The organism is Amycolatopsis sp. NPDC089917 (assembly GCF_040684635.1).
Classification (GTDB): domain Bacteria; phylum Actinomycetota; class Actinomycetes; order Mycobacteriales; family Pseudonocardiaceae; genus Amycolatopsis.
Window position 1 is genome coordinate 61,360 of record NZ_JBFBGL010000006.1, and the last position, 24,255, is coordinate 85,614.

The window sequence follows — 24,255 nt, forward strand, 5'->3', positions numbered from 1 at the left end:
GGACGACGTCACCGGTGTACGTCATCCGGCTAAGCGACGTCCGGTTCGGCGTCGAGGAAGGCCGCTTCCAGCCGGTGGATCCGGCCCCAGAACTCGGCCTCACGGCCGGATTCGAGCACGCCGAGATACCCGCCGGGGACGACCCGGCCGACGAACGGGCCGGAGGTCCACACCCGCCAGCCGCCCGTGGCGTCGTCGCCCGAGGCGGACGCGGGATCGTCGGTGCCGCGCACGGCCGCGAGCGGGCACGAGAGCCGCGTCCTGACCGGCCCGCGGTAGGCGTTGAGCAGTTGGAGATCGCCGAGCAGCAGGTCGAGGGCGTACTCCCAGCTTTCGGGCGAGTCGCGGTAGCCCGCGACCGGGGTGAGCCCGGTGCGGCCGAACACCCGCCCCATGGCCGACGCCCCGGCCTTGGCGTTCTTGTCCGGCGAGCGTCGTTGCGGGGCACAGGCGTCCACGACGATCAGCGCGCCCGGGGCGACGCCCAGCCGCTGCGCCGTTTCGAGGGCGACGAAAGCGCCCATTCCGAAACCGATCGTCACGGTGCGGGAGAACCACTCTTTCGGCGTGGCATCGGACAAGAGCGTGGCGAGTTCTTCGATCGACGACGCCGGGGCTTCGGCGAGTTGTTCGCCGTGCCCGGGATATTCGACTCCCCAGACGTCCGCGCCGGCCACTTCGGAGAGTGGGCCGAACGCCTGGAGCGTCCCGCCGGCGGGCGGAATCAGCAGGTAGCCACGGCCACGACCGTCCGTTGTGGACAGTTGGGTCAGTGTGGCCGTCATGATCCGAAAGATACGCTCCGTTAACTCGAATGGGGTAACGGTTTGGAATCGACCAAGATCAACTCCCCCGGCCGGGGGAGCTTTTCGGCGAAAGGCTGCCCGGCCGTGTCGTATCTGGCGCTCCCCGTTCGACGTCCTGATAAGAGCCGGAAGGAGAAAGCGATGAACACCACGACACTGGCCTCGATCACGCGGCTGAACCCGGTGAGCCGCACCCTGCCGGTTCTGCTGGCGATGGAGGACGACGCCGAGGATATCGGGCGCCTGGTCCCGGACGACCGCCTGACCTGCCACGTGCACGGCCGCTGGATCCACCAGTGCGTGGCCTCGCCGGTGCACGTCAACCCGATCACCCGGCACCGCTGGTGCCGCTCGTGTGCGACTGCGCTGACCGTCTCGGTCGACGAACTGTCCGGCACCGTCACGATGTCCTGTCCTCGGTGCGGCCACGGCGAAAGCGCCGCCTCGGCCCGGTTGATCGTCGCGTGCCGGGCCAGCCTGGCCGCCGCACGTGCCCAGGCGGCCACGCGGGTTGCCTAAGCCACCCACTTGAGGACGCGGTCGATGACCAGGTCGCGATCCTCCGGCCGCAGGTAGAGGTAGTGGCCCGCATCGGGCAGGATTTCGACGTCGGCCTGGGGGAGCAGGCTTTCGAGCCGGGCCGCGGCGGTGGCCGGATCGTGCACGACGCTGCGCCCGCCGAAGAGGGCGAGCGCGGGGACTTCGAGGGGCCGCAGCGCCTCGTCGCTCGGGCACACCTGGAACGGGATCCGCGGGCGATAGCACCGGATTCCCGTGAGTATCAGCCGGGCCGCGGGCTGGTCGAGGATGTCTTCTCCGGCGGACCAGGTCACGAAACGCCGCCACAGGCGTTCGTTGTCGAACACGGCGGCGGGCAGGCCGTACCAGAACACTTTTCTCGAGAACGGTGCCGAGACCGTCGTCGGGTCCAATAGCGCGATGGACGCGAGCCTGCCGGGGAAGTGGATCGCCTGGTTGACGGCGTGCCAGCCGCCGGTCGAGCCGCCCACGAGGTGCAGCCCGGTCAGCCCGAGGTGGTCGAAGACGTCGTCGAGAGCGCTCGCGCGGTCACGGATGTCCTCGAACGGCATCTTGTGAACGCTTCCACCCGCCTCGCCGAGAGTGTCGATCGCGTAGACCGTGTTCTGCTCCGCCAAAGCGGGAAGCAGTGCCGCGTAACAGGCCGAAGTCGCCATGAGCCCCGGAAGCAGGACGATCGGCGGGCCGTCGTCGCCGTGGCGGTAGACGCGAGTGATGCCGTGGTGCGTCCTGATGTCGAAGACCGCGCCCGGCTCCGGGCACTCGGCCATGGCGCGGTCGTACGCGGCGAAGTAACGCTTCTCGGCCGCTGGATTCCTGAAACTCCCGATCTTTTCCATGAGCGGAACGGTAGGAAGAGCCCCGTTCCCGGTCTTGAACGAAAGTAAGATGGCGGAATGGGCGGGTGGGGTCTCGTGGTGCCGCGGCGGGACATCGCCCGCGCGCCCGGCGAGCGGATTCTCCGGTCGCCGCACCCCGGTCTCGCCGCCCACGTCGCGAGTTACGTCGCGCACGACCTGCCCGACGCCGGACCGACTTCGTGGCAGATCACTCCGTTGTCCGTCCTGATCTGGGTGATCGACCTCGAAGTCCCGCACCGTCCGAACGGGGAAGGCGCGATCCCGGAATCACCCGTACTGGGATTGCGGGACCGGCCGCTGCTCGCGGAGCAAGGTGGGGTATCGCGAGGGATCGCCGTCGCCCTGACCCCTCTGGGCGCGTATGGATTGTTCGGGATCCCGTTGCGGGAGTTGACGAATTCGGTGATCGCCGCGTCCGGCCTGATGCCGTCCGGGCCGCTGACCGAACGGCTGGCGGAGGCGGCGGACTGGCCGGAGAGGTTCCGGCTGCTGGACGAGTACCTGATCTCGAGGCTCGCTCGCGGTCCCGAACTCGCGCCGGCGGTCCGGTGCGCGTGGGACCGGCTTGTGGCGGGCCCGGTCCGCGTCGACGCCCTCGCGGACGAGATCGGCTGGAGCAGGCAGCATCTCAACGCCAAGTTCCGTGACCGGATCGGGCTGAATCCCAGCACCGCCGGGCGGATCGCCCGGCTCAATCGCGTGCTGGCGCTGCTGGACCGGACGTCCTCCCTTTCCTGGGCGGAGGTGGCGCACCTGGGCGGCTACAGCGACCAGGCGCACCTCATCCGCGAGTTCCGCGCCTTGACCGGATGCAGTCCGACCGAGGTGGGGAAGCCGGCCGGGCTATTTGTTCCGCCAGGTCACTGAGCGCGAGTCGGCGCTTTCGTAAGGCTGGGTCGTGTACGCCAGCGAGGTGATCGGGTCCGACGCGACGCCGAAATGCAGACGGCAGGACTCGAAAACCGCTCCCTTGAACGAAAAGTCCTTGGGCGCGAAGTTCTGGTCCTCGCAGCCGGTGACGTCGGCCTTCCCCATGCCGAGAAGCGAGCCCGGCCAGCCACCGCTCCTGGTCTTGGCGGTCAGGAGCGGCGCGGTCACCTCGGCGAGGTTGGTGCCGTCGACGTTCGTCAGCTTCTCGTGGACGAAGAAGAAGTTCTTGCCCCGCAGTTTGGCCTTGTCCTCGTCCTTGAGTGGCAGGCCGTCGATGTCGGCGTCGGGCGCCTTCACCGATTCGACGGTGACCGTGAGCCCGACGACGCCCTTCGCGTAACGGCTGTAGAACGGGATGATCGCCTGCTCGCCGAACTTCAGCTTCGTACCCGGTTTGACCGCGTCGCCGGCGACTTCCAGCGTGGGCGTGGTGGTCAGGTACGGCATCTCCGTCGTCGTGGGCGACGGGCTGGCGGGCGCCTCTCCGGACGGCGTGGCGGCGGCGCTCCTGGCCTGGCCGGTGTTCGCCGGCGGTGTGCAGCCGACCAGCGCGACACCGGCAGTCGCGATGATGAAGGCATGACGAACTCTCGGGCGTTTGGACACGACCGATCTCCCCTCGGAATGTGGAAATGCGTGGAATTCCCCCGGAGAGCACTCTAGACAACGAGCGTTCACCCGATCGGCGGAGGTAGGTTGCTGGTCATGACCCACGTTTCGACGCCCGCCGAGGCTGTCACGAGGTTCACCGGACGAACGGTCGCCGAGCAGAGAGGGCTCTCGGGCGCGGTGACCGAAGTGGTGCTCGACAGCGGCGACACGGTGGTCGTCAAACAAGGGCACGCCCGGAACGCGACACCCGCGGAGGCGGCGGGACTTCGATGGCTGGGTGAGGCCGCGGCCGTCCGGGTGCCCGAGGTCCGCGGCCACGACGAGGAATGGCTCGTCACGGAACTGGTCGGCGGCGGGCGGCCGACGCATCACGCGGCGGAACGGCTGGGGCGCGGGCTGGCCGCGTTGCACGCGGCCGGAGCGCCCTCGTTCGGCGCGGCTCCGCCGGAAGGGCCCGCCGACGCGTGGATCGGTCTCGCCCCGATGGAGAACGCGCCGGGGGAGGACTGGCCGACGTGGTACGCCGAGCACCGGGTCCTGCCTTATGTCCGCCGCGCCGTCGACGAGGGCACGCTGGACGCGGGCGAAGCCGCTGTCATCGAGAAGGCTTGCGCGCGGCTTCCGGAGATGGCCGGACCCGCGGAACCTCCGGCCCGCCTGCACGGCGATCTGTGGAACGGCAACGTGCTGTGGGGAGCCGTCGAGGCCGCCCTGATCGACCCGGCCGCGCACGGCGGCCATCGCGAGACCGATCTGGCGATGCTGCAGTTGTTCGGCTGTCCGCTACTCGACCGGGTGCTGGCCGCCTATCAGGAGGTCTCTCCGCTCGCCGAGGGCTGGACCGACCGGATCGGCGCGCATCAGCTGTTCCCGCTCCTGGTGCACACCGTCCTTTTCGGACGGTCTTATGCCGGGCAGGCGGTCGCGGCGGCGAGGGCGGTCGGCCGGTAGTTCACCGCGCGATGCGGTCGAGCCACTCGGCGAGCAGCGCGTGCTCGGCCGGGGTCAGCGCGTCCCCAGGTTCCTTTTCCAGAGCGGCTTTGAGCGCGATCGCGCGACTGGGGATGTCCGAAGCGTCGTCCACGCTGTCGGTGGTGATCGTCGTGATGACGTGTTCCCGCGCGGCGGTGATCAGGTCCGGGTCACGGTCCTCGGGTGGGCTCGCGATGAGCGAGAGGATCACGCCCATCCCGGTCGCGTGCACCAATTGCGCGGCTTGTTCGACCGGTACGCGCAGCCTCCCGGCTTCGGCGATGCGCTCGACGATCCGGCGGAGCATCGCGTCCGCCTCTTTGCGTGCTTCGCGGACCCGGGGCTCGCCGTACATGAGCATGTAGAAGGCGGGCTGGGTCAGGCCGAACTCGACATGCAGGTCCCAGCCGCGCCGGAGATCGCCGACCGGGTCCTCGGTCTCGCCGAGGTGGTGCTTCTCGCACAGGTAGCTCTGGAAGCCATAGGTGGCGACCGCGTCGAGGAGGCCGTCCTTGTCGCCGAAGGTGCGGTAGAGCGTCGGCGCCTGCACCCCGGCGGCGGCGCTGACCGCACGCGTCGACAACGCGTCGCGTCCGCCGTCGAGCAGAAGTTCCGCCGCCGCGCGGACCATCCGGTCTTTCGTCGTCAACGTCATGTATCAAAGATAACACCGATCCGGTAGCGCTGGTTCGATATCGGTGATACCTTGATGTCGTTATCAACGGAAACGCCTGATGGGAGTGCTCACATGACACGCGTAGCGATCGTCACCGGCGGGTCGCGGGGTATCGGAAGGGAGTCCGCCGAGCGGCTGGCGTCCGACGGATTCGCGGTCGTCGTCGGCTACGGCGGCAACAAGGACGAGGCGCACACGGCGGTCGACGCGATCATCGCCGCGGGCGGTCAGGCGATCGCGGTACAGGCCGACGTCGCGGACGAGAACGCCGTCACGGCTCTGTTCGACACCGCCGAGAAGACCTTCGGCGGGATCGACGTCGTCGTCCACGCCGCCGGAACCATGTATCTCGCGCCGGTGGCCGAACTGGACCTCGACCGGTTGGACCGGTTGCACCGCACCAACATCCGCGGCACCTTCGTGGTCGACCAGCAGGCCGCCCGCCGCGTGTGCGACGGCGGCGCGATCATCAACTTCTCCACCTCGGTGCTCGGTCTCGCCCTCCCCGGGTACGCGGCCTATGCCGCCACGAAGGGCGCGGTCGAGGCGATCACCCTGGTTCTCGCCCGTGAGTTGCGCGGCCGAGACATCACCGTGAACGCGGTCGCCCCCGGCCCGACCGCCACGGCCCTGTTCCTCGACGGCAAGGACGAGGAGACGATCGCCCGGATGGCGGCTCAACCCCCGCTCGAACGCCTCGGCACGCCGACCGACATCGCCGAGGTCGTCTCGTTCCTCGCCGGCCCGGCCCGCTGGGTCAACGGCCAGGTCCTCCGCGCGAACGGCGGCATCGCCTGAGGAAGGTGCTCCACATGGGCAGATCCGACGGCTCGGTGGCGGGCCCGTCACCGAAACACGGGCCCGCCGATCAAGTCCTGTAGGGACGGGAGATCAGACGACGGTGCCCTCGGAGTCGTCGTCCGAGTCGGTCTCCTCGATCTTCCACTTCAGCTGGAACTCGACCTCTTCCTCACCGTCACCGCGCTCGTGCTCGATCGAGAACTGCGCGCGGGCCGGAACACGGAAGCGCTCCCCGGCGATCTGGATGCGGAACGAGGTCTCGGACTCGAGCGCGTCGGCGAGGCGGCGCAGTTTCGCGACGACGTCGGCGGTGGAGTAGACGACTTCGACGTCTCGGGGAGCGGTTCCGGTCACGGTTTCCTCCAGGTTCCGGCACCCCGGCGGGGTGTCCGTGACGTCATTCAATCGCGTGATCATCACGCGCTCCGGCCGGGGTCACAGCGACCTGGCGAGGCGGAAGCCGACGTCGTCGACGCGGAAGGTCGGGTGACTGCGGCGCCGCACCGAGGCCCGGCAGCTCCAGTGCTCGTCGAACCAGCCGCCGCCCCGCAGGACCCGGTACTCGCCATACACGTCGGCGTCGTACACGTCCCAGCACCATTCCCAGACGTTGCCCAGCATGTCGTGCAGGCCCCACGCGTTGGGCGCCTTCCCGCCGACTTCGTGCACGGACTCCGCCGAGTTCTCGCGGTACCAGGCGATCTCGTCGAGCGGACCGTAGCGAGGGCCGGTCGTGCCCGCTCGGCAGGCGTGCTCCCATTCCGCTTCGGTGGGGAGACGGTAGCCGTTCGCGGTCCGGTCCCAGGTCACTTCGGGCTCCAGCCGGTAGGCCGGGGTCAGCCCTTCGCGTTCGGACACCGTGTTGCAGAACCGGAGAGCGTCCTCCCAGGAGACCTCGACGAGGGGCAGCCTGCCGGACTCGCGGGTGACCGGACCGGGCGCGAGCAGGAAGGACTCGACGCCGACGGCCCAGCTCCGTTGAGTGCGGCGGTCCGAGAGCGTTACCTCGCCCGCCGGCACTGTGATCATCTCCATGGTCCGCCGATGTTACCCAGGCAGCCGAACCTTCCTGCGCCGGACGAGCAGGAGCGGAACGAGGGCGATCGCCGCGCTGATCCAGACGGCGTGGCGATAGTCGCCCGTCGTTTCGGTGACGAAACCGGCGAGGACCGGCCCTAGGAACGCACCCGCGTTGAGCGCGACCGTCGCGAACGAACCACCGAGTGTCGGGGCGCCGGGAGCCACGTGCATGACCCGCGCCACGAGCGCGGAACCGCAGCCGAAGGAGAGTCCACCTTGGACAGTCGTCACGAGGAACAGCGCGACCGGATGCGCTCCGGTCACCGCGAGTGCCGCCCAGCCGACCGGCAGGGCGCACAACGCGAGGACGAGCCCACGCTTGAGCTCGCCATCGCCCTTACGGCCCGCCATCGTGACACCGACGAACGCGCCGACACCGAAGGCCGCGAGCAAGCCGGAAACCGCTCCACCCGGAAGACGGGCGACGTCCGTCGCGATGACCGCGAGAAACGCGAACGTCGCGAAGGTCGCGCCGTTGACCAGGGCGGCGAGGACCATCGCGTGCCGCACCGGAGGCGCTTTCAGTTCACCTGCTTCGCGCCTGATGGAGATCTCGTGCGTGCTCGCCGCGTCTGCGGGCGCCGAACGGAACACCAGCACCAGCGCGGGAAGGCACAACGCGGCGACCGCCCAGAACGCGGAACGCCAGCCCGCGAGATCACCCAGGACGGCTCCGGCGGGCACACCGGCGACGCACGACAGCGTGATGCCCGCCAACAGCACCGCGGTCGCGCGTGCCTGCTTTCCTTGCGGTGCCAGGGCGACCGCGACCGGCATGGCGACGGCGAGGAAGCCGGCGTTGACGATCGCGGCGATGATCCGGGTACCGAACAGCACCGGAAAACTCGTTGTCACGGCGCCGACGACGTGCACCACGATGAAGGCGGCCAGAAATCCGGCCAAGGCCCGGCGGCGCGGCCAGCGGGCGCTGAGCACGGCCATGGCCGGAGCACCGACGATCATTCCGACGGCGTAGGCGGACGTCAGCGCGGCGGCCGCGCCCACGGGGACCGACAGATCACCGGCGATCCCCGGAACGAGACCGGAAGCCATGAATTCGGAGGTGCCTTGCGCGAAAACGGCAAGGCCGAGGACATAGACGAACAGGGGCAACGGACGACTCCAAGCAGAAGACGGAACAGGAGGAGCCGTGCGCGGGACAGCGGGAAACCCGGCCGGGCGCACGGAACAGCGCTCCGGTCATCGGAAAGCAAGTCATCGGGAAGGGAGAGGGCCGATGCCTAACGGCCGGACAGGACGACTCGCCGCCGGACGACCGGCGGCGGGGTTCTGTCGGACTCGGGGCTCGTCACAAGAGCGCACACTACACAGGCCCGTCGGCGAGCGTCGACACGGTTACCGCTCACCGACGGGAACGGTGCTCGTTCCGCGTGCCGGAACGCTTTCGTTGCCGCCGGGAATGAACCCTAGTAATGCACTCTGACCTGCGGTTTTCGTGATTGTTTCGGTACTGGGAACCGATCGGTGATTCGGTTAACCTCGACTTCATGATTCCCACAGTTGTCTGGGGTACAGGCAACATCGGCCGTGCCTCCATCCGGGCCGTCGACGCGCATCCGGCGCTGGAACTCACCGGAGTGCTCGTACACGATTCCGCGAAGGTCGGTCGCGACGCGGCCGCGCTCGCGGGACTCGACGGTGAGCTGGGCGTGGCGGCGACCGATGACGTCGAAGCGGTTCTGGCGGCGGGTCCGCGGGCGGTGGTGTACGCGGCGTCCGGTGACATCCGGCCTGTCGAAGCGCTGGCCGATATCGTCCGCGCCGTCAGGGCGGGCGCGGTGGTGGTGACACCCGCGCTCTACGCGTTGTACGACCAGCGAAACGCGCCTGAGGAACTTCGTGAGCCGGTGCTTGCGGCGATCGCCGAGGGCGGCGGCTCGCTGTTCGTCTCCGGTGTCGATCCGGGCTGGGGCAACGACATCCTGCCGCTGCTGATCAGCGGTCTCGGCACCACCGTGGACGCGGTCCGCTGCCAGGAGATCTTCGACTACACCACCTACGACCAGCCGGATTCGGTTCGCTACCTGGTCGGCATGGGCCAGCCGATGGACTATCAGCCGCCGATGCTGGCCCCGTCGGTCCCCACGATGGTCTGGGGCGGGCAGGTGCGCCTGATCGCCCGCGGCCTCGGTGTCGAACTGGACGAGATCCGCGAGACGCTCGACCGTCGCCCGCTCGAGGAAACCGTGACCACGCGGGCGATGGGGGAGTTCGAGGCGGGCACGCAGGGCGCGGTCCGGTTCGAGGTGCAGGGCATCGTGGACGGCGAACCCCGCATCGTCATCGAGCACGTCACCCGCATCCACGCGTCGTGCGCGCCGGACTGGCCGACACCGCCCAGCGGCGACGGCGCGCACCGGGTGATCATCGAAGGCAGCCCCAGGATCGAGGTCTCGGTCGAGGCCACCGACGGGGGCGAGAACCGGTCCGCCGGCGGCAACGCGACGGCGGTCGGCAGGCTGGTCGGCGCCATCGACTGGCTCGTGGACGCGAAACCCGGTCTCTACGACGCACTCGACGTCCCCTTGCGACCGGCCACCGGCAAACTCGGAAGGAGCGCGCGATGAACATCGACATTCCCGAGGGCAAGGACCCGATCGGCTACGTGTGGGGCGAGATGGTGCCCGGGATCGGCGTCGCGGCGTCGAAGCTCTCGCTCGCGGTCTACTCGCACACCACACTGGGGCTCCGCGAGTTCGAGGCGGCGCGGCTGCGGATCGCGCAGATCAACGGCTGCGTCTTCTGCCTGGACTGGCGGACCGAACGCGACGGCGTGAAGGTCGAGGAGGAGTTCGCCGACGCGGTGACCGAGTGGCGCACCACCGACGCGTTCGACGACCGGACCCGGCTGGCCGCCGAGTACGCCGAACGCTACGCGGTCGACCACCACGGCATCGACGACGAGTTCTGGAAGCGGATGGCCGAGCACTACAGCCAGAAGGAGATCGTGGAACTGAGCATGAGCATCGGTTCCTGGCTCGCCTTCGGACGACTGAACCATGTTCTCGGGATCGACGCGGTCTGCGTACTGCCGAAGTTCTGAGACGCGCTAAAGGAAAACGCGCGCTAGCTCCAGCCATTTCCGAGCGGCCTCACCCTGCCGCGGTGAGGCCGGTTTCGGAGAGTGGCCTGCGGTGGGTGACCCGGAGGCAGAAGTCCAGACGGGGCCGGCGAGTTCGACACGAAAGCCTCTGACAGTGGAGGTAATCGAGCCGCGTAGAACGACAACTCGCGCCCTGCCACTCCCAGCGCCGCCACGTGCTTGAGTCGATCCGTCGGACGGTGTACCACTCCGAGCGTATCGAAGATGTCTTGCCCGTGTGCCCACGTTTCCATGAGCCGAAGGGGCACCATCAGTGCCGCTGTCAGTTCGGAACCGAACCACGGAAACCCTTGCCCCAGAGGAATTTCCCGCAGCACCACCGCTACTTCGGCTCGGCAGGCGCGCCAGCGTTCCAGCAGGACCGACCGGGGTTCGGCCGCACCCGCGGCGGCTTCGAGATCGGCGTGAGCGCTGCCTCCGGCTTCCGCTCGCTTCAGGACTGCGCCGAACGAGTCCGGGCTCCGGAGGCGATGAGGACGTTCGCGTCCGCCGCGGCGAGGTGGGCGATCTGAGGGGCTATCGTCCACCCCGCCGCCGGTGTGGGCTTGGACCAGTCGGCCTCCGCCGAGACCAATGAGTCGAGCTCTTCTCCTTCAGCCACAAGATCGGGCAGAGCGATGTCGCGCTCCACACCGGACATGTCGAGACCGTAGTCCAGCATGCCGCCACGCTACCGGAACGCGGCAGGTGGGCGGGGCGGGCGAGAATCACCCGCCGCTCGGGGCGTCACAGGTCGGTGGCGACGATCTTCTCGATGTTCCGTTCCGCCAGCGCGGTAATGGTGACGAACGGGTTCACCGACGTATTACCCGGAATCAGCGCGCCGTCGATGACGTAAAGCCCCGGATAGCCGTGGAGCCTGCCGTAATTGTCGGTCGCCTTGCCGAGTATCGCGCCGCCGAGCGGGTGATAGGTGAGGTGATCGCCCCAGATCTTGTACGTGCCGAACAGGTCGGTCCGGTAGATCGTGCCTTCCTTGGCGTTGATCTTGTCGAAGATCGTCTTCGCCATGTTGATCGACGGCTGTTTCCACGCGGTCTGCCAGTCGAGGTCGACCTTGTTCGCGCCCGCGTTCCACGAGAACGTTCCGCGGTTGGGGTTCTTCGTGATCGACAGGTAGAACGAGGCGTAGGTCTCGATGCCGGTCGGCAACGGCGCGACCTCGGCGAACGCGCCGCCCGCGGCCCAGTTGTCGATGCCCGCGGTCGGGATGGACGACTGCAGCGCTCCCGTGGCGTCCCACATGTGGTTGGCTCGGCCGCACATGACGTTCCCGTTGTCGCCCCAGCCCTTTCCGACCTCGTTGTCGAGGTTGGGCAAGGCGCCGGTGGCCTTGAGCTTGACCAGGAGCTTGCTCGTTCCGACGCTGCCCGCGGCGAAGAACACCTTGTCCGCCGTGACGGATTTCGTCGCGGTCACCGTGCCGGTGGTGTCGAGCTGCTCCATCACCACGGTGTATCCGCCGCCGGACGCCGGCGTGACCGAGGTGACGCGGTGCAGCGCCGAGATGGTCACCCGCCCGGTCGCCTTGATTCGCGGGATGTACGTCTGCTGCAAGGACTTCTTGCCCGCGTTGTTGCCGTAGAGGATCTCCCCGGCCAAGGCGGACCTCGGGACCGTGCCCGCCTGCTCCTTCTTCATGTAGTCCCAGTCGTACACGTCCGGGACGAACAGGAACGGGAAACCCGACCGCTGCGCGTGTTTCCGGCCGACCCGCGCGTACTGGTAGCACTCGGCGGTCTCGAACCAGTTCGGGTCGATGGTGGCGACGCCGAGACCCGCGTTGGCGCGCGGGTAGTAGACGCCATACATCTCATCGGCGTCGACCGAGGGCAGGATGGCACCGAAGTTCTCGCGTTTCGGCGTGACGGCCATGCCGCCGTTGACCAAGGAGCCGCCACCGAGGCCGCGGCCCTGGTAGACGGTGATGCCGCCGAACTCCTCGGCGTCCAGGATTCCGGTATGGCGCGGGACGTCCTTGTCCAGCGGGAAGCCGAGGAAGTTGCTCAACGGCTGTTTGGTTCTCGTCCGCAGCCAGAAGGACCGGTAGTCGGGAGTGGTGGTGTTGGCGAAGATCTTGCCGTCCGTGCCGGGGGTGTCCCAGGCCTTGCCGAGTTCGACGAGATGGACGTCGACACCCGCCTCGGCGAGCCGGAGCGCGGCGACGCAACCGCCGTACCCGGAGCCGATGACGAGCGCCGGGATTCGCGCGGCATCGGTGATCGAACTTTTCGCGGAGGCGGTTCCACCCAGGGCAGCTGCCCCCAAGATAGAACCAGTTCCTGCAATGAAAAGGCGGCGGGACAACTGCCCGGAAGGGCTTCTCCACATGGCTTCGTCGCTCACGTGATCTTCCTCACCGTTGAGGGATTTAGAACAAGTTATACCTTCGACAATGTCGGGTGGCAATAAAGGTGACAGTTCTTTCGGAGTGCTCGGGCCAGGTGGCCGGGCACTCTGCCGGGGAATGGGCCACTATGTACTGCTGTGGAGTCCACTCGAGTTGATCGCTGGCTGTGGGCCGTCCGGCTCACCAAGACGCGCCCGGATGCCGCAGCGGCGTGCCGCGGCGGCCATGTCCGCGTGAACGGCAAGCCCGCCAAACCCGCGACGACGGTCGTGGCGGGCGACGAGGTGCGCGCCCGGGTCCACGACACCACGCGGATCCTTGAAGTGACGCGGGTGATCCAGAAACGGGTCGGCGCCGCCGACGCCGCGACCTGTTTCATCGACCGGACTCCCGCGCCGCCGCCCGAGTCCGCGGTGCCGGTGGCGCGGCGGGAACGAGGCGCGGGCCGCCCGACCAAGCGGGAACGTCGTGTGCTCGACCGTTTTCGCTCTGGAGACCACTAAGCGTTCACATACATGGACGGTATTCACATCCGTTGACGGGTGACAGGCACGTGAACTATAAAGACTGAGTCCGGGTGTACACGCCGCAACACCTTCCGTCAGTCCGTCACGGAGGTTTCGGGTGTCCCGAAAAAGTCCTCTTCGTCGTGCCGTCCTACCGGCGGTCGCCGCCGTGGTCGTCATCGCCGCACTCCTGCAGGTACCGCCCGACGTGGCGGTCGCGGCGCCGGGCCCCGGCGCGCTGCCCGGTCTCGACGTCGGCGCGGCCAATCGCCGCGCCCCGGTCGCGGGGCTCTACGACTGGTCCAAGGCCGGCTACCGGGGCGGCGCCGCGCTGCCCGGCTCCGGCGAAGTGAACCCGAACGCGACCTGCCAGGTCACCGCGGCGGAACTGGCGAGCCAGTACGACGTCAAACCGGACGACGGCGCCGATGACACGAACGGGATCCAGGCGGCGATCGACGGCATCAAGAGCGCGTGCTCGCCGTCGGGGAGCTACACCAGACTGAGCACGATCACCTTCCCTGCCGGCCGGTTCGACGTCACGCACGAGATCCACGTCGACGCCGACTACCTGATCCTGCGCGGCGCGGGCAAGGACGCCACCAAGTTCGTCTACAAGCCCGACGCGAACACCCTCTACGACACGCTCACCCCGGACGGCTCCGACTGGGACGAGGACGGGATGACCTCGGGCGCGGGCAAGGGCGGCTGGCTGTGGCCCGGTCGCGGGCTGTTCCGCGTCCAGTCCAGGGGAGTGCACTCGTCCTACGCGAGCGACTACGCGTCGGCGCCCGCCAACCGCAAGGACATCTTCGAGGGCACGATCAACGTCCACTGGAAGGCGGGGGTGAAGCTGCGCGGCAAGCCGGGCGACACCGCTTTCGCCGCCCGGACGGGGGACAAGGTCGTCCACCTGGCGAGCAGCGGTGCGCTGACGTCGCTTGCCGCCGGGAACCTGGTCAACATCCGTGCGGCCAACTCGCGGAAGTTCTACGAGCAGCAGCAGGCGACGCCGACGACGTTCCCGTTGCTGAACATGCACATGCGGCAGCAGATCTTCACGATCGCGGCGCTCGACACGGCCGCGCGCACGATCACCCTCGACAAGCCGCTCGAGTACGACGTCCCGGTGAACTCCACCTCGGACGGTTCGGCCCCGATCGACGGCGCCACCTACGACTCGAAAGCCTCCCCGCTGGTCGACCCGGTGCTCGGCGTCGGCTTCGAGAACCTCGGCTTCACCCAGGACATGCCGGGGCTGAACCCGGCGGAGGCGAACAACAACTACGGCAACATGGCGCCCGCCGCGGAGATGCACGGGATCGTCTTCAAATGGGCGGCGAACTCCTGGGTCCGCGGCATCCGCGCGGACATGACCGGTTCGCATCCGATCGTCACCGAGGAGGCCAAGAACCTCCAGATCGTCGACAACGAACTCAACGGCTCCTGGAACAAGGGCAAGGGCGGCAACGGGTATTTCCGTGGCTCCCGGGTCTGGGACTCGCTCTACGCCGGCAACACCTCGACCCTGTTGCGGCACTTCACCTTCCAGTGGTCCGCCTCGGGCAACGTGGTGATCGGCAACTCGTTCGACTCCGACCTGAACTTGCACGGCGGCTGGGAACGCAACAACCTCTTCGAGCTCAACACGGTCAAGGTCCCGTACGCGCACCGCTCCGGGAACTGCCGGGCCAACTGCGGTGAGGAGGGCGGCGGCGGTCCCGACGATTCGAACTGGTTCCCGATCTGGTGGGGCGCGGGCAAGAAGGCCGTCAAATGGTCGGGCGCGTCCGGCCCGCGCAACGTCTTCTTCAACAACGCCATGACCAAACAGCTCGCGGACAACGGCCCGTATAACGACTTCTACGCCGACCGGCACCGCGTCTACGCGTTCGGGTGGGACGGCACCGCGTACAAGCACCTCGACGTCGGCGGCACGCCGATCGCCGACTGGGCGAAGAACGAGCAGCGGGACTACACCGGCGGGCACGGGGTCGACGCGTCCAAGACCGATGCCGCGTCCTCGCTGTTCCTGAAGTCCGTCGACGGGACCCAGCCGCCGTCGTCGTCGACTGGGCCGACCACGACCACGCCCACTTCGACGACACCGACCACCACGACCTCCCCGAACCCCGGCGCCTGCCTGACGGCGGCGTTCGCTCGCAAATCGGTGTGGGACAGCGGCTACGGCGGCGGGTTCACCGTCACCAACACCTGTTCGGCCGCGGTGGGCTCGTGGACGGTCGAGTTCGATCTGCCCGCCGGGACGTCGATCACCAGCTCCTGGAGTTCGGTGCTGACCAAGACCGGCCAGCACTACCGGTTCGGGAACGCCACCCACAACGGAAGCGTCAAACCCGGCGGCACGGCGACGTTCGGTTTCACCGCCGCCGGTCAGGGACTCCCGGTCGCGTGCACCATCGCCGGAACGAACTGCGGAGGCACGGAATGACGAGGAAACGACTGCTCGCCGCGTTCGCGGCCATGGCGTCGGCGGCCGGCTTGTTCGGCGCGGTCGTCACCGCCGAGGCCGCCGCGCCCAGCCTGACCGCCACGTTCGCCCAGGGATCGGTCTGGGACAGCGGGTACGGCGGGAAGTACACGCTGGCCAACGCCGGAGACGCCAACAGCGCACAATGGACGGTCGAGTTCGATCTCCCCGCCGGGACGTCGGTCACGACGTCGTGGAGTTCGGTGCTCACCAGGACCGGCCAGCACTACAAGGTCACCAACGCCGGCTTCAACGGCACGATCAAACCCGGTGGGGCGGCGACGTTCGGCTTCAACACCAGCGGGCTGGGCCTGCCGACCGGATGCACGGTCAACGGCAGCCCGTGCGGGGGAGGGGCGCCGACCACCACCGCCACGACCCCGACGTCATCCACCACCACGACGAGCAAGCCGCCGCCGACGACGACCAGCGTCCCCTCGGGTGACGTCGTCGACGTGAGCACCACGCCGCAACTGCAGGCCGCGCTGGCCGCCGCGAGCCGCGGGCAGACGATCCGCCTGGCCGCCGGGACCTATCGGGGTTCGTTCGTGGCCACGAAACCCGGAACGGCCGGCGCGCCGATCACGGTGACCGGGCCGTCGACGGCGATCCTGATCAACGACGGCCCGTCGGGTGAGGCGCCTTCCTGCCCGGCGCCGACGGCGGGCTGGGACCCGGGGTACGGATTCTGGCTCTACGGTGCGCCGTATTGGCATCTCCAGGGCTTCACCGTGCAGGAGTCCAAGAAGGGCATCGTCGCCGACAACTCGCACCACACCGTGATCGAAGGCGTGCGGGTCCATCAGATCGACGAAGAGGGTGTCCACTTCCGCCGTTCGTCGGCCGACAGCGTCATCCGTGACTCGACGATCAGCCACACAGGTCTCGTGCAGGCCGGGTACGGCGAGGGCGTCTACCTCGGCTCGGCGAACTCGAACTGGGAGTGTCACGGCAACTCCGGCGGGGTCGACCGGAGTGACCGGGTCCAGGTCCTGAACAACCACATCGGACCGTACGTCGCCGCGGAAGGCATCGACGTCAAGGAGGGCACCGAGGGCGGCGTCATCCGAGGCAACACCTTCGACGGCCAAGGGGTCTCTGGGCAGAACTCGGCCGATTCGTGGGTCGACGTCAAGGGATTCGGGTACGTCATCGAGGGCAACACCGGCACCTTCGCCTCGCCGGGGACGTTCGCGAACGGCTACGAGACGCACAACCCGGGGACGACCCCGTCGTTCCAGAACGGCTGCGGGAACGTCTGGCGGGACAACAAGTCCGACCTCGGCGGCGTCGGCCAGTACGCCATCAAGATCACCTCGGCGTCGAAGTGCTCGGAACGGCCCAACGTGGTCTACGCGTCCAACACCGTGTCGAGGGCGGTGAACGGGCTGACCAACGTCCCGGTCACGCCTTGACGGACGCCGGTGGCGGGAGCGGCGCGGCTCCCGCCACCGGCGAGTCAGTCGCGGACCGCGGTGAGCGCGACGGTGGCGTAGCGGGTGGTGAACCGGCCGCCCATCCCGTCGATCGCCGCCCCGACTTCGGCGAGGATCTTCTGCTGGAGAACGGGTTCGACCCAGGTGAGCGAACCGAACGTCGGGAGCTGGTCCAGCCACTCGTCGCGGGTGTGGATCCGTTCCCAGTCGTGGCGGCTTCGTTCCGGCTCGCCGAATCCACTCGCTTCGCGCAGGCCGTCAGCGGCCGTGTCCAGCAGCGGTCCGTACGGGTCGGCGGGCTTCTTCGGCGTGTTCCCGAGATCGATCGGGGCGTCCGGCACATGTCGCCGGTACGCGTCCGCCAAGGCGTCGGTGACCTCCTCGGGCGGTTCGGGCACGTGCCAGAACGCGGACCAGATTCCGCCTGACCTCAGTACTTCGGCGGCCTTTGCGGCACCGGCCACCGGGTCGACCCAGTGCCAGGCCTGTCCTGAGACGAGCAGGTCGAACCGGCGTCCGGCGGGCGCCCAAGTCTCGAACCTCGCGACTTCGACGTCGATTCCGCTCATGCGGGCGAACTCGGCCATCCGCGGATCAGGTTCGACGCCCAGGACGTGACAACCCGCGGCCTGGAACTGGCGCGCTTCGATCCCGGTGCCGATTCCGACGTCGAGGGTCTCGCGGCCGGGGGCGGCGGCGATGAGGTGGTCGATGAGATCCGGGGGATAGGCGGGCCTGGTCCGGTCATAGCGTTCGACGTCCACGCCGAAGGACTCCGCGGCCTGTCGATACCGGTGAGGCTCCTGCCCCGAAGGTAGAGTGGGCATGCGCCCACCTTAAGTGGGCATGTGCCCACTCGTCAACGCAAGGGAGCCGTATGCCGACCGGGGTAGCCCTGCGCGCCGTCCGCGCGCAGTTGTTCGACGCCGCCGAACGGGTCCTTCTGCGGGACGGCCCGAGCGGGCTCACCAGTCGCGCCGTGACCACGGAGGCGGACTGCGCGAAAGGCGTGCTGCACCGGCATTTCGACGATTTCGACGGGTTCCTCGCAGAGTTCGTCCTGGACCGGATCGAGAAGCTGGACGAGAAGAGCCTCCGCGAAGCCGCCGGCACCGGGACCGTCGTGGACAACCTGACGGCCGCGCTCACGGCGGTGTTCGAGTCGGTCGCGGTCGCGATCGTCCCGCTCGTGATCTTCCGCGACGAGCTGCGGGCCCGGTTACGCCGTGAGTGGCCTGCCGGGATCCCGGTGCTGACGCAGGCCGCGGTGATGATCGGCGCTTACCTCAAGGAGGAACGCGACCGGGGCAGGATCGCCGAGGACGCCGACGTCGAGACGCTCGGGGCCACGCTGATCGGCGCCACGCATCTGCTCTTCGCCGACCGCACCGGCCCCGCGCCCGAGACGGCACAGGTGCGGAAAGTGGTCGAGACGGTCATCGGGGCATGAAAAAGGCGGCGAGTCCTCAGTGGACTCGCCGCCTTCTCAGTGGATCAGGACTGCGCGGCGGTGACGGTGTGCCGCAGCAGCAGCGACGTCGTGACCGGGCCGACGCCGCCGGGGACCGGCGTGATCGAGCCCGCGATGCCTTCGACGGCGGCCTGGTCGACGTCGCCGACGAGCCCGCCTTCCGGCGTCGGGTTGGTGCCGACGTCGATCACCACGGCACCGGGCTTGACGTGATCCGCGCCGACGAAGTGCGCGCGGCCGACGGCCACGACCAGGACGTCGGCGGTCTTGGTGACCGTCGCGAGGTCCTTGGTACGGGAGTGGCAGACGGTCACCGTCGCGTTCTCGCCGAGCAGCAGCAGTGCGGCGGGCTTGCCGACGACGGTCGAGCGGCCGACGACGGCGACCTGGGCGCCGGACAGGGCGACCTGCTCGCGCTTCAGGATCTCCAGCACCGCGGCCGCGGTGGCGGGCGCGTAGGTCGGGAGGCCCGCGGCGAGACGGCCGAGGCTGACCGGGTTGGCGCCGTCGACGTCCTTGCGCGGGGCGATATGCGCGCCGACGTCGTCGAGCGTCACGCCTTCGGGCAACGGGGTCTGGCAGATGATGCCGTGGACCGACGGGTCGGCCGACAGCTTGTCGAGTTCGCGGGTGACGTCCTCGCCGGTCGGCTTCTCGAGCTGGACCACGCGGCAGTCGACGCCGACCTTCTTCGCGGCGCGCTCGATCGAGCGCACGTACCAGGCGGTGGCGTCGTCGTCGGTCGGCACGAGCACGGCAAGCGTCGGGGAGGTGCCCGATTCACGCAGCTTGGCGGCGGTCTCGGTGACCTCGGCGGTGATGGCGGCGGCGATCGCGCGCCCGTCGATCAGGGTCATCGGGCGATCCTTTCGCGGACCTGGGCGATGAGGACGTCGGCGCGCCCGGCCGCGGGCAGGTACTCGGCGAGGCGGGCCGCGGTCTCCTTGCGGAGCTGCTCGTCGGACATCGACGCGAGGTTGACCTCGACGTTGACCACTCCCGATTCGAGCGCGGACTTGGCGGAGGAGGCCGCGACCGCGATGTCGGAGATGACGTTGACGTTGGCGCCTTCGAGGATCGAGGCGGCGACGTCGATGACCTCGGCGGCGAGGGCGGCCGTGCGCAGCGGGACCTCGGCGGCGCCGACCAGGGCGGCCTGGATCGCGGCCGTGCGGGCCTTCTTCTCCTCGTCGGTGGCCTTCGGGAGCTTGTACGCGGCGACCACCGCGTCGAACGCGGCGGCGTCGTCGGCGGCGAGGCCGAGCGCGCGCGCCCGGAGGTCCTCGGCCTTGCCCAGCGCCTCGGTCATGGTGGCTTCGTGCTCGGCGTACTTCGGCTTGCCGATGGTCAGGTTGCACACCATGGAGACCAGGGCGGCACCGACCGCGGCGTTCATCGCGGCACCCGCGCCACCACCGGGCGTCGAGGCCTTCGAAGCCAGCTCGTCGAGCCACTGACCGACCGGTTGAGCCTCCACGCGTTGTTCCCTTCCCGCTGGTTTTGCCGTCGCGCCGAAGCCTACCCGGGGGGTTCGCGGACAGCCCGAAGGCCACCTTCGCGACGATCAACGCCGGGCGAAGGTGGCCTTGGACCGCGGCGGGGTCAGGACCGCTGGTATTCCTCCCAAGTGAGCTTCGGCGAGACGGCGGGGCCGTCGTCGGAACCGCGGCCGGCGAGGCCGTTGTAGCCGAGGTAGTAGTCACCGGCCTGGTGCTGCGCGCCGGACGAGAGGTCCGGATCGGACAGCGCGATGGCGTGGATGTGGTAGGCGAAGCCCTGGGCCGGAGTCCGGACCCAAGCCGCGAAGCCCACCTGACGGAGCTTCTTCGCGACGTCGGTCCGCGTGGCCGAGGACATGCCTTCGACGCCGATGTCGAGCGCGCCACCACCGTCGTGCGTACCGGCCGAAGCGCCGACGCCGCCGGGGTTGTACGAGCCCTGCGTGATGGTGAGCTGCCTGCCGAGCAGACCCTCCGCCTTCACCAGCATCGCCTTGGTGCGGGTGTTCATCGTCTTGCCGTGGTAGGTCAGGCGGCTACCCGCCGCGACCGTCGCGGTCACGGTGTACTTGCCTTCGCCCAGCTTTTCGAGCGACGTCTTGCCCGGCAGGCCGGAAGCGTCGATCCCGGTGTAGCCCAGCGACTTCTGGTAGCTCGAATACGCGGTGATCGTCGACGTGCCGAAATGGCCGTCGACGTACTGCTGGTCGAGCAGTCCCTTGGCGGCCAGTGCCTGCTCCACGAGCAGCACACTGTCCTTGGCGCCCGGAGTCAAGGCGCTGTCGGCCCGGCGCGGGTCGATCTGCGCGGCCTTGAGCACCGCTTCCATGCTGGCCGCGGGCAACGCGGCCGCGGTCACTTCGGCACTGGCCGGTGCGGCCACGCCGAAGGAGAGCGCGGCCGCTGTCGCGGCCACGGCAACCTTGGTCAACAATTCCTGTCTCCTGAACGAACTCAGTTGTGCGGTCAGCATGAGCAGGGCGAATACAAGGGCCATACAAACGAACTCCCCCCGGATCGGCGTTTCGCCCGGTCGGGTGTCGTTCCGGCGAAACCGGGGGTGACCTGATAAGACTCTCCGTGGACGCCGAAAGGTCGAGATCCCATGGTGCTTCGTACTTCGCCACCCTCGAGGGCTCATCTCAGACTGCTCGCGGAGGCCGACGCGGCCCCGCCCGCGCGGCGCCGGGATTTGTACGCCGGGATCGCCGACCGGCGGCTGGCCGCGATCCTCGCCGCCGAGGACGTGGCCGAGGAACACGGGCTGAGCGCGCACGTCCGGACGACCTGTTACGTCCACCGCTGCTGGGTGCATCAGTGCGTCTCGGATCCGATGCACGTCCTGATCGTCACCGGGCACCGATGGTGCCGCCGCTGCGATCGCACCATCGACGTCGAGGTCGACGAGACGTTCCCCGGATCGGTCGAACTCTCCTGCGACGGCTGCGGCGTCCCGCCGGACACGGTCGCGAACCGCGAGGTGCTCCTGGCCTGCCGGACCAGCCTGAGGGCCATGCACGGCGGCGAAGCTTCGACGCTGTACGTCGTCCCCGACTGCTGACGGGCACCCGATCGCGCCGTTCGGTGCCGCCGAACGGCCGTGTCTCCGACGGCCGAAAAGCCCATTCGATGGTTTGGACCATCACTGTTACCGAAGCGTGATCTGGACATATCTCGCGGACCGCTACTTTGTTGTGGCGCGCAACGAATTGCTTCGCCCGTGGATTTCCAACGCCGGAGGTGTCACGACGTGGACCGGATCTTTGTGCAGCCCAAACGGCGGAAAGGGGTCCGGGGCGCGCTCGCCCTCGGCCTTTCCGCGCTCCTGATCGTCGCCGGTCTCGGCGGTGCCACCGCCGCGGCCGCGGACTACAGCCAGAGCGCCGCGTCCTTGAACGCGAGCCAGGCGCAGTTCTCCTTCACGCCGGCGGCGCCCGCGCGGTACGTCGACATCCACTACACCGGTGTCCCGGGGATGGGACAGCAGAACGTCCGCATGACCGACAGCGGGGGCACGTGGCGGCACACCGTCGGTTCGCTCACCGCCGGCACGGTGCTCGACTACTGGTTCACCTACGAGAAGAACGGGCCGCAGTACGACACCCCGCACTTCGGCTACACCCACGGCGGCAGCGGCACGACCGTCGCCTCACCGACGTTCGACCCGCCGGGCGGCAGCTATCCGAGCGCCCGCACGGTGACGCTGTCGTCCGCGACCGCGGGCGCGACCATCCGGTACACGGTGGACGGTTCCACGCCGACCGCGTCGTCCACTGTGTACACCGGCCCGATCACGGTCTCCGCGTCCTCGACGGTTTCCGCGATCGCGCTGAAATCGGGCTCCGCGAACTCCGCGGTGGCCTCGGCGAGCTACACGATCGGATCGACGCAGGCGACCTGCCCGGCCCAGCCCGAGGTCCCGGACTTCGGGCCCAACGTGCGGATCTTCGACCCGGGTATGCCGGCGTCGTCGATCCAGGCCAAGCTCGACGCGGACTTCAACGCGCAGAAGGACACCCTGACCGCGCAGTTCACCGAGCGCCGGTACGCGCATCTGTTCAAGCCCGGTGTGTACAACGGGATCCACGACAACGTCGGCTATTACACCTCTGTCGCGGGCCTCGGGCAGAACCCGGGCGACGTCGTGATCAACGGCGACGTGACCGTCGACGCGTTCAACGAGTCGGACAAGGGTGTGGCGCTGCAGAACTTCTGGCGGTCGACGGAGAACCTCGCCGTCGTGCCGAGCGGCGGCGCGACCCGCTGGGCCGTCGCGCAGGCCGCGCCGTTCCGGCGGATGGACATCCGCGGCGGACTGGACCTCTTCCCGGCCAGCTACGGCTTCGCCAGCGGCGGCTACACCGCCGACAGCAAGGTTTCGGGCAAGACCGCGTCGATCTCGCAGCAGCAGTGGTACACCCGCGACAGCAACTACGGCAGCTGGGAGGGCGGCGTCTGGAACATGGTCTTCTCCGGGACGAACGGAGCCCCGGCGAACACCTTCCCGAACCCGCCGGAGACCACGCTCGGCACCACGCCGGTGTCCCGCGACGTTCCGTACCTCTACGTGGACGGGTCCGGCAAGTATCGCGTGTTCCTGCCTTCGTTGCGCACCAACGCTTCCGGGCCGAGCTGGGCGAACGGCGGCACCCCGGGCAGTTCGCTGCCGATGAGCCAGTTCCACGTCGTCAAGGCGGGGGACACGGCGTCGTCGATCAACAATGCCCTTTCCCAGGGCTGCAACCTGTTCTTCACCCCCGGCGTCTACCACCTCAACCAGACGCTGAACGTGACCAAGGCCAACACGGTCGTCCTCGGCGTCGGCTACCCGACCTTGGTGCCGGACAACGGTGTCGACGCGATGAAGGTCGCCGACGTGGACGGCGTCCGGCTCAAGGGTCTGCTGTTCGACGCCGGGACCACCAACTCGCAGTCGCTGCTCACCGTCGGCCCGGCGGGCTCGACGGCGAACCACGCGGCCAACCCGACGACGTTGCAGGACGTGTTCTTCCGGATCGGCGGCCAGATCGCCGGGAAGGCGACGAACAGCCTCATCGTCAACAGCCGTGACACGATCATCGACCACATCTGGGCCTGGCGGGCCGACCACGGCAACGCGGGCACCTACGGGTGGACGACCAACACCGGCGACACCGGTGTGGTCGTCAACGGCGACAACGTGCTCGCGACCGGTCTGTTCGTCGAGCATTACCAGAAGTACCAGGTGATCTGGAACGGCCAGAACGGCAAGACGATCTTCTTCCAGAACGAGATCCCCTACGACGTCCCGAATCAGGCGGGCTGGAAGAGTCCCAACGGGCTCAACGGGTACGCCGCCTACAAGGTGGGGGACAACGTGAACACGCACGAGGCGTGGGGCCTGGGCAGTTACTGCTTCTTCAACGACAACCCGGCGGTGAACCTCTACCACGCGTTCGAGGTGCCGAACCGTTCCGGCGTCCGGTTCCACAACCTGGTGACGGTCTCGCTCAACTACAAGGGGACCATCACCCACGTGATCAACGACGCGGGGGCGGTGACGCCGCCGGACACGCGGCCGAGCAACCTCGTGAGCTACCCGTAGCACCGAGGGCTCTGTCC

Annotated in this window: 26 protein-coding genes; 12 read left to right on the forward strand and 14 right to left on the reverse strand. The window is 68.6% G+C overall.

What is annotated here, in order from left to right; translation table 11 throughout:
- Window positions 1-29: 29 nt before the first annotated feature.
- Window positions 30-785: a thioesterase domain-containing protein gene (locus AB0N89_RS06925; RefSeq protein WP_364200994.1), complete on the reverse strand. Its 756-nt coding sequence runs from the start codon at window positions 783-785 to the stop codon at window positions 30-32.
- Between the two features lie 162 nt (window positions 786-947).
- Here AB0N89_RS06925 and AB0N89_RS06930 point away from each other — a divergent pair, with 162 nt between their 5' ends.
- On the forward strand, window positions 948-1,325 hold the full coding sequence (locus tag AB0N89_RS06930; RefSeq protein WP_364200996.1) for a hypothetical protein: 378 nt from the start codon (window positions 948-950) through the stop codon (window positions 1,323-1,325).
- On the opposite strand, the gene AB0N89_RS06935 is transcribed toward AB0N89_RS06930, so the two are convergent.
- Window positions 1,322-2,185: an alpha/beta hydrolase gene (locus AB0N89_RS06935; RefSeq protein WP_364200998.1), complete on the reverse strand. Its 864-nt coding sequence runs from the start codon at window positions 2,183-2,185 to the stop codon at window positions 1,322-1,324. The genes AB0N89_RS06930 and AB0N89_RS06935 overlap by 4 nt on opposite strands.
- Before the next feature lie 57 nt (window positions 2,186-2,242).
- Here AB0N89_RS06935 and AB0N89_RS06940 point away from each other — a divergent pair, with 57 nt between their 5' ends.
- Window positions 2,243-3,073: a helix-turn-helix domain-containing protein gene (locus tag AB0N89_RS06940; RefSeq protein WP_364201000.1), complete on the forward strand. Its 831-nt coding sequence runs from the start codon at window positions 2,243-2,245 to the stop codon at window positions 3,071-3,073.
- On the opposite strand, the gene AB0N89_RS06945 is transcribed toward AB0N89_RS06940, so the two are convergent.
- On the reverse strand, window positions 3,050-3,742 hold the full coding sequence (locus AB0N89_RS06945) for a hypothetical protein (protein ID WP_364201001.1): 693 nt from the start codon (window positions 3,740-3,742) through the stop codon (window positions 3,050-3,052). The two genes, AB0N89_RS06940 and AB0N89_RS06945, sit on opposite strands and share 24 nt — an antisense overlap.
- 99 nt (window positions 3,743-3,841) lie before the next feature.
- On the opposite strand from AB0N89_RS06945, the gene AB0N89_RS06950 reads away from it, so the two are divergent.
- A complete protein-coding gene (locus tag AB0N89_RS06950) occupies window positions 3,842-4,699 on the forward strand; it encodes a fructosamine kinase family protein (RefSeq protein ID WP_364201003.1) in 858 nt (285 codons plus the stop codon).
- A gap of 1 nt (window position 4,700) precedes the next feature.
- Here AB0N89_RS06950 and AB0N89_RS06955 read toward each other — a convergent pair whose 3' ends face one another.
- Complete coding sequence (locus AB0N89_RS06955; protein ID WP_364201005.1) at window positions 4,701-5,375, reverse strand: TetR/AcrR family transcriptional regulator; 675 nt, start codon at window positions 5,373-5,375, stop codon at window positions 4,701-4,703.
- Between the two features lie 93 nt (window positions 5,376-5,468).
- Between AB0N89_RS06955 and AB0N89_RS06960 the strand changes: the two genes are divergently transcribed.
- Window positions 5,469-6,194 carry an SDR family oxidoreductase gene (locus tag AB0N89_RS06960; RefSeq protein ID WP_364201007.1) on the forward strand — a complete coding sequence of 242 codons (726 nt, stop codon included), beginning with the start codon at window positions 5,469-5,471 and terminating at the stop codon, window positions 6,192-6,194.
- Between the two features lie 93 nt (window positions 6,195-6,287).
- Here AB0N89_RS06960 and AB0N89_RS06965 read toward each other — a convergent pair whose 3' ends face one another.
- The 3 genes from AB0N89_RS06965 to AB0N89_RS06975 all read right to left on the reverse strand — a co-directional run bounded on the left by AB0N89_RS06965 (window position 6,288) and on the right by AB0N89_RS06975 (window position 8,390).
- On the reverse strand, window positions 6,288-6,551 hold the full coding sequence (locus AB0N89_RS06965) for an amphi-Trp domain-containing protein (RefSeq protein WP_364201009.1): 264 nt from the start codon (window positions 6,549-6,551) through the stop codon (window positions 6,288-6,290).
- Between the two features lie 81 nt (window positions 6,552-6,632).
- Entirely contained in the window at window positions 6,633-7,232 is a 600-nt protein-coding gene (locus tag AB0N89_RS06970; RefSeq protein ID WP_364201011.1) for an SUMF1/EgtB/PvdO family nonheme iron enzyme, read from the reverse strand.
- A gap of 12 nt (window positions 7,233-7,244) precedes the next feature.
- Window positions 7,245-8,390 carry a Cmx/CmrA family chloramphenicol efflux MFS transporter gene (locus AB0N89_RS06975; RefSeq protein ID WP_364201013.1) on the reverse strand — a complete coding sequence of 382 codons (1,146 nt, stop codon included), beginning with the start codon at window positions 8,388-8,390 and terminating at the stop codon, window positions 7,245-7,247.
- A 395-nt stretch (window positions 8,391-8,785) separates the two neighbouring features.
- Between AB0N89_RS06975 and AB0N89_RS06980 the strand changes: the two genes are divergently transcribed.
- Window positions 8,786-9,865: a dihydrodipicolinate reductase gene (locus tag AB0N89_RS06980; RefSeq protein ID WP_364201015.1), complete on the forward strand. Its 1,080-nt coding sequence runs from the start codon at window positions 8,786-8,788 to the stop codon at window positions 9,863-9,865.
- Window positions 9,862-10,341, forward strand: coding sequence for a carboxymuconolactone decarboxylase family protein (locus AB0N89_RS06985; protein ID WP_364201017.1), 480 nt, complete (start codon window positions 9,862-9,864; stop codon window positions 10,339-10,341). The genes AB0N89_RS06980 and AB0N89_RS06985 overlap by 4 nt, the downstream gene beginning before the upstream one ends.
- Before the next feature lie 23 nt (window positions 10,342-10,364).
- Here the strand turns inward: AB0N89_RS06985 and AB0N89_RS06990 are convergent, their stop codons facing one another.
- From AB0N89_RS06990 to AB0N89_RS07000, 3 genes are all read right to left on the reverse strand, one after another.
- Entirely contained in the window at window positions 10,365-10,928 is a 564-nt protein-coding gene (locus AB0N89_RS06990; protein WP_364201019.1) for a maleylpyruvate isomerase N-terminal domain-containing protein, read from the reverse strand.
- Window positions 10,835-11,062 carry a maleylpyruvate isomerase N-terminal domain-containing protein gene (locus AB0N89_RS06995; RefSeq protein ID WP_364201021.1) on the reverse strand — a complete coding sequence of 76 codons (228 nt, stop codon included), beginning with the start codon at window positions 11,060-11,062 and terminating at the stop codon, window positions 10,835-10,837. The genes AB0N89_RS06990 and AB0N89_RS06995 overlap by 94 nt, the downstream gene beginning before the upstream one ends.
- Before the next feature lie 65 nt (window positions 11,063-11,127).
- Window positions 11,128-12,669 (reverse strand): GMC oxidoreductase, encoded by a 1,542-nt coding sequence (locus AB0N89_RS07000; RefSeq protein WP_364201023.1) that lies wholly within the window; start codon window positions 12,667-12,669, stop codon window positions 11,128-11,130.
- 219 nt (window positions 12,670-12,888) lie between these two features.
- Between AB0N89_RS07000 and AB0N89_RS07005 the strand changes: the two genes are divergently transcribed.
- The 3 genes from AB0N89_RS07005 (at window position 12,889) to AB0N89_RS07015 (ending at window position 17,163) form a co-directional block, all read left to right on the forward strand.
- Window positions 12,889-13,254, forward strand: a complete 366-nt coding sequence (locus AB0N89_RS07005; RefSeq protein ID WP_364201025.1) for an RNA-binding S4 domain-containing protein — start codon at window positions 12,889-12,891, stop codon at window positions 13,252-13,254.
- Window positions 13,255-13,375: 121 nt separating this feature from the next.
- Window positions 13,376-15,709, forward strand: coding sequence for a cellulose binding domain-containing protein (locus AB0N89_RS07010; RefSeq protein WP_364201027.1), 2,334 nt, complete (start codon window positions 13,376-13,378; stop codon window positions 15,707-15,709).
- Window positions 15,706-17,163: a cellulose binding domain-containing protein gene (locus tag AB0N89_RS07015; protein WP_364201029.1), complete on the forward strand. Its 1,458-nt coding sequence runs from the start codon at window positions 15,706-15,708 to the stop codon at window positions 17,161-17,163. The genes AB0N89_RS07010 and AB0N89_RS07015 overlap by 4 nt, the downstream gene beginning before the upstream one ends.
- A 44-nt stretch (window positions 17,164-17,207) precedes the next feature.
- On the opposite strand, the gene AB0N89_RS07020 is transcribed toward AB0N89_RS07015, so the two are convergent.
- On the reverse strand, window positions 17,208-17,948 hold the full coding sequence (locus AB0N89_RS07020) for a class I SAM-dependent methyltransferase (RefSeq protein WP_364201186.1): 741 nt from the start codon (window positions 17,946-17,948) through the stop codon (window positions 17,208-17,210).
- A gap of 113 nt (window positions 17,949-18,061) precedes the next feature.
- On the opposite strand from AB0N89_RS07020, the gene AB0N89_RS07025 reads away from it, so the two are divergent.
- Window positions 18,062-18,634 carry a TetR/AcrR family transcriptional regulator gene (locus tag AB0N89_RS07025; RefSeq protein ID WP_364201031.1) on the forward strand — a complete coding sequence of 191 codons (573 nt, stop codon included), beginning with the start codon at window positions 18,062-18,064 and terminating at the stop codon, window positions 18,632-18,634.
- A 44-nt stretch (window positions 18,635-18,678) separates the two neighbouring features.
- Here the strand turns inward: AB0N89_RS07025 and AB0N89_RS07030 are convergent, their stop codons facing one another.
- From AB0N89_RS07030 to AB0N89_RS07040, 3 genes are all read right to left on the reverse strand, one after another.
- The gene (locus AB0N89_RS07030) at window positions 18,679-19,512 is read right to left on the reverse strand and encodes a bifunctional 5,10-methylenetetrahydrofolate dehydrogenase/5,10-methenyltetrahydrofolate cyclohydrolase (protein WP_364201033.1); all 834 of its coding nucleotides are present in this window, start codon (window positions 19,510-19,512) and stop codon (window positions 18,679-18,681) included.
- A complete protein-coding gene (locus AB0N89_RS07035; protein WP_364201035.1) occupies window positions 19,509-20,132 on the reverse strand; it encodes a cyclodeaminase/cyclohydrolase family protein in 624 nt (207 codons plus the stop codon). The genes AB0N89_RS07030 and AB0N89_RS07035 overlap by 4 nt, the downstream gene beginning before the upstream one ends.
- A gap of 125 nt (window positions 20,133-20,257) precedes the next feature.
- A complete protein-coding gene (locus AB0N89_RS07040; protein ID WP_364201037.1) occupies window positions 20,258-21,088 on the reverse strand; it encodes a peptidoglycan-binding protein in 831 nt (276 codons plus the stop codon).
- A gap of 171 nt (window positions 21,089-21,259) precedes the next feature.
- Between AB0N89_RS07040 and AB0N89_RS07045 the strand changes: the two genes are divergently transcribed.
- Together AB0N89_RS07045 and AB0N89_RS07050 are read left to right on the forward strand one after the other, a co-directional pair.
- A complete protein-coding gene (locus tag AB0N89_RS07045; RefSeq protein WP_364201039.1) occupies window positions 21,260-21,715 on the forward strand; it encodes a hypothetical protein in 456 nt (151 codons plus the stop codon).
- Between the two features lie 189 nt (window positions 21,716-21,904).
- Window positions 21,905-24,238, forward strand: coding sequence for a chitobiase/beta-hexosaminidase C-terminal domain-containing protein (locus AB0N89_RS07050; protein WP_364201040.1), 2,334 nt, complete (start codon window positions 21,905-21,907; stop codon window positions 24,236-24,238).
- Window positions 24,239-24,255: the final 17 nt, after the last annotated feature.